The sequence below is a fragment of the Xenorhabdus eapokensis genome (assembly GCF_001908105.1).
Map to the genome: position 1 here is coordinate 1 of NZ_MKGQ01000075.1, position 4,113 is coordinate 4,113.

Genomic DNA, 4,113 nt, shown 5'->3' on the forward strand with positions numbered 1-4,113 from the left:
AACATTTTCGTGCAATAGCAACAAGATACGATAAGCTTGAACGGAATTACGCCAGTATGTTGGCTCTGGCGTTTATCATTGTCTGGTTGCCCATGTGGGTTGAATGAATTATGACCTTAAAACATCAACAGACCCTAGATAAAATTCATTTTATGCAAAGATTTTGATGATAATTTATTGAGCTTCAATAGTGTGTTTTAAAAAATCGATTCAGCTTAATATATTCAATAAATTAGTGTTTTTATTCTAATTATCTTCTTTTTAAACGTTTTTATGATGATCACATTTTCATATTAATCATGTTGTCTTTAATAGTTAGCTTTATATGATGATCCCTTAGCGAAACGTTTCGCTAAGAGACTTATAAAAATGAAAAAAGGCGTTTTATTACATTCTGATATTTCAGCCGTTATTTCTCGTTTAGGGCATACTGATCAGATTGCGATTAGTGATGCGGGGTTATCTATCCCGTCTTTTACCCAAACAATTGATTTAGCGCTAACCCAGGGAACACTCGATTTGTTATCTGTCTTTGATGTTGTTGGTCAATGTACAGGATTTGACAGTTCGTAGCATAAAATTGTTGTTAATTAACCCAACCGACTCAGATGCTGTTGGCAATGCAGTGATCGTGGCAAATAAGGCGAATATTCCGGTTATTACTCTTGACCTAGCGTATAAGGGCAACGTTATCAGCTATATTGCTCCTGACAGCCGTTTAGGTGCCAAAATGGCCGCTGATTTTATCGCTGGGAAATTAGGTAATGATGTCAAAGTCATTCAATTGGAAGGTATTTCAGTAACTTCAGATGCGCGTGAACGTGGTGAAAGTTTTGGTCAGGCAGTCAAAAGCATAAATTCAATATGTTGGCTAGTCAACCCGCTGATTATGATCGGACAAAGTGTTAAAAGGTGAAAAAGTTGATGTCATCATTCCGGTTAAACTGTGATTAGTTGTTAAGAAATAATCAACATTATTCATGCAGTCATTAGTTTTTATGACTGTATTATTTTTATACAGGAATAAATGTAATGAGTATGGCAAAACTGGTGGTGATGGGTAGCATCAATGTAGATCACATCTTGAATCTCAATTCTTTTCCCCAACCAGGAGAAACAGTGAGAGGAGAACGGTATAAGGTTGCCTTTGGAGGAAAAGGAGCAAACCAGGCTGTTGCTGCTGGTCGTTGTGGTGCTGACATTACATTTATTGCTTGCGTTGGCCAAGATGACGTTGGCACACGTGTTTGCCAACAGTTGGTGAAAGATAATATCAATACTGCCTCAATTGAGGTTATTGAAGGAGAAACAACGGGCGTTGCTCTGATTTTTGTCAATCGGCAGGGTGAAAATGTTATTGGTATTAATGCAGGGGCGAATGGCAGGCTTACCCCTGATTATTTCCTTCGTCATGACCAAGTAGTCAAAGATGCAAATGCATTATTATTGCAGCTTGAAACTCCACTGGAAACAGTGCAACTTGCGGCTGAAACGGCCAGGAAACATCGTGTCAAAGTGATCTTGAATCCAGCACCCGCACAGAAAATTCCGGATCGATTGCTTTCGCTGGTAGATATCATTACACCGAATGAAACAGAAGCAGAGTATTTAACTGGTATTGCTGTAAAAGATGATGCTGGAGCGGAAAAAGCAGCTCAAGCCTTACATAATAAAGGCATAGAAACGATCATTATCACATTGGGTAGTCGGGGTGTATGGCTGAGTGAAAAAGGCAAAGCAGGTAAAATTGTTCCCGGATTTAAAGTAAAAACGATCGATACCATTGCTGCGGGGGATACCTTTAATGGCGCTTTGGTTACGGGATTGCTGGAAGGAAAAGAGATACTGTCGGCGATCCGCTTTGCTCATGCTGCGGCGGCGATTGCAGTTACACGTCAGGGAGCGCAGCCTGCGGTTCCGTGGCGAAGTGAAATTGATGCATTTCTGTCTGAACAGGATTAACCGTGACTACCATGAAGGATGTTGCTCGTCTGGCGGGCGTATCGACATCAACTGTTTCTCATGTGATGAATGGCAATCGTTATGTCAGTGAAAACGTGAAAAAGAAAGTCAATGCCGCGATTGAGGAATTGAATTATGCGCCGTCTGCTTTGGCAAGAAGCTTGAAAGTCAAGCAAACCAAAACCATTGGTATGTTGGTTACTACCAGTGATAGTTCTTTTTATTCCGAAGTCGTTAGTGACCAATTACCTGAAATTCCCGAAGCAGTTTTTGCAGGAAGCAAGATTCTGTAGGTCAGCGTTGATAATATCATTTTTTAGGTTGCTTTTTCTTAACTAAATTGCTGCCATCCTCTTTATTTAAAAGTAAAAAAATAAAAGCGGAAGCCAAAGTAATCGTACCTATTGTGATAAATGTATAGTGAAAGTGTTCCACCGTAGAACCATCGCTCATTGACTCATAAAATCTCAGGACTGCCGCACTGACAGTCACCCCAAAACTAATGGATAACTGCTGAGTGACTGCCAGCAGACTGTTACCGGCACTTGCATTATTATCATTCAGATCACCTAAGGTGATTGTATTCATTGCTGTGAACTGTGTGGACATTACCATTCCCAATATAAAAAGAGGGATTATCAAAAATACGATGGGGAGTTCCGGTGTCTGTAGCGAAAATTGTGAAATCATTACACCAATAATGATCGTGACCCAAATGAGAGTGTTTCGATATCCAAAGCGGGTCAATATATTGGTCACAAAAGATTTGGCTAAAATTGAGCCAATCGCATTCGGTGCCATCATTATGCCAGCAATGACTGCTGAAAAGCCAAACCCTACTTGTAGCATCAAAGGAATAATAAATGAAAGCGAGCCAGTACTTAGCCGAGTAGCAATATTACTGGCAATGCCAATTGAAAATGTGCGTGTTTGGAACAACTGGAGGTTAATGAGGGGATTTGAGTGTCTTTTAGCATGGAAGATATACCCCAATAGCATAATGATACCGCCAGAAAATAAAACGGGAGGAATATAGCCAGAGAATGAGTGATCCCCAAATAAATCAAAGCTGACCGAAATCATTACCAAGCCCGTACTAAACAGCATGAATCCCATAAAATCGAAAGGGCATTTGGGCATAGTTAAATTAGGCATATTCTTTTTGGCATAAATGATACCTAATAAGCCAATGGGAATATTGATGATAAAGATCCAATGCCATGTTGCATAAGTCACTAACAATCCGCCAAGCATTGGACCCAAAATCGGACCCAATAATCCTGGCATGGTGACAAAATTCAAAATAGGTAGCAATTCGCTACGTGGATATGTTCTTAGCAAAGTCAGGCGAGCAACAGGCATCATCATTGCCCCTCCTATACCTTGCATAATGCGGGATATAACTAAAAAAGAGAGGTTGTGTGACAGTGCACAAGCAAGCGAGCCTAAAGAAAAGAAGGAAACAGCATAAATGAATACCGTACGAGTGCCAAACCTATCAGCAAGCCAACCGCTTACGGGAATTAGCATCGCTACAGTTAAGGCATAACTGACAATGGCGGGTTGCATTGCCAGCGGAGAGTGATTAAGACTTTTTGCAATCGCCGGTAGTGCAGTGTTAAGAATTGTGGCATCCAAAGACTGCATAAAAAAAGCTATCGCCGCAATCCAAGGCAACCCCGACATACTGCGTGCGGATTTGACCATTAGATATCCTGTTTATTTTTTAATGATAATTCGTGATTACATATTATCCTAATACATTAAACTAAAACTATTTTTTGGCTACTAATGAGTCAATCAAGTACTTTTAAGACTGGTTGAGTGTTACGGTCGTCAATCGTACCAATAATGATTATGTGAAACATTGATTCAAAGATTGTTGGCTAAATCAGCAATATTGGAGCAAAAAAAGTACAATATTGTTGGTTTTGTTGAAAAAAAACACGAACAGAAAAAAAATCAAAAAAAACTATTGTCACATCCGTAAAACTCCCTATAATGCGCCACCACTGACCGACGATGTGCTGAGACACGCCGCGACGGCAGCGGAGAAAGGCGAAAATAATCGCTTGACTCCGGAGGCAAAAAGCGTAAGATACGCAGCCTCGCAACCCGGAAGAGATGTCCGGTTGCCAACGCTCTTTAACA

The 4,113-nt window shown here is 40.4% G+C and carries 3 protein-coding genes and 4 pseudogenes; 5 read left to right on the forward strand and 2 right to left on the reverse strand.

Annotation, left to right across the window (positions count from 1 at the left end; all coding sequences use genetic code 11):
* The 5 genes and pseudogenes from Xedl_RS25985 to Xedl_RS19090 form a co-directional block, all read left to right on the forward strand.
* Positions 1-107 (forward strand): annotated as a pseudogene (locus Xedl_RS25985) (IS5/IS1182 family transposase); the annotation flags it as partial.
* A 262-nt stretch (positions 108-369) separates the two neighbouring features.
* Positions 370-549 (forward strand): annotated as a pseudogene (locus tag Xedl_RS19075) (RbsD/FucU domain-containing protein); the annotation flags it as partial.
* A pseudogene (locus Xedl_RS19080) lies at positions 542-903 on the forward strand (substrate-binding domain-containing protein); the annotation flags it as partial. The pseudogenes Xedl_RS19075 and Xedl_RS19080, both read left to right, overlap by 8 nt.
* 129 nt (positions 904-1,032) lie before the next feature.
* Positions 1,033-1,962 carry a ribokinase gene (gene rbsK, locus Xedl_RS19085; RefSeq protein WP_074025293.1) on the forward strand — a complete coding sequence of 310 codons (930 nt, stop codon included), beginning with the start codon at positions 1,033-1,035 and terminating at the stop codon, positions 1,960-1,962.
* 2 nt (positions 1,963-1,964) lie between these two features.
* Positions 1,965-2,198 (forward strand): annotated as a pseudogene (locus Xedl_RS19090) (LacI family DNA-binding transcriptional regulator); the annotation flags it as partial.
* Between the two features lie 73 nt (positions 2,199-2,271).
* Here Xedl_RS19090 and mdtD read toward each other — a convergent pair.
* Positions 2,272-3,669, reverse strand: coding sequence for a multidrug transporter subunit MdtD (mdtD, locus tag Xedl_RS19095; protein ID WP_074025294.1), 1,398 nt, complete (start codon positions 3,667-3,669; stop codon positions 2,272-2,274).
* Positions 3,670-3,848: 179 nt separating this feature from the next.
* Positions 3,849-4,113, reverse strand: a 265-nt coding sequence (locus Xedl_RS31775; RefSeq protein ID WP_208605096.1) for a hypothetical protein, incomplete at its 5' end; no start/stop codon positions are given.

Excerpts from the sequence above, each read along its gene's own strand:
- rbsK (WP_074025293.1), top strand. The coding sequence starts at position 1,033 with ATGAGTATGGCAAAACTGGTGGTGATGGGTAGCATCAATGTAGATCAC.
- mdtD (WP_074025294.1), bottom strand. The coding sequence starts at position 3,669 with ATGGTCAAATCCGCACGCAGTATGTCGGGGTTGCCTTGGATTGCGGCG.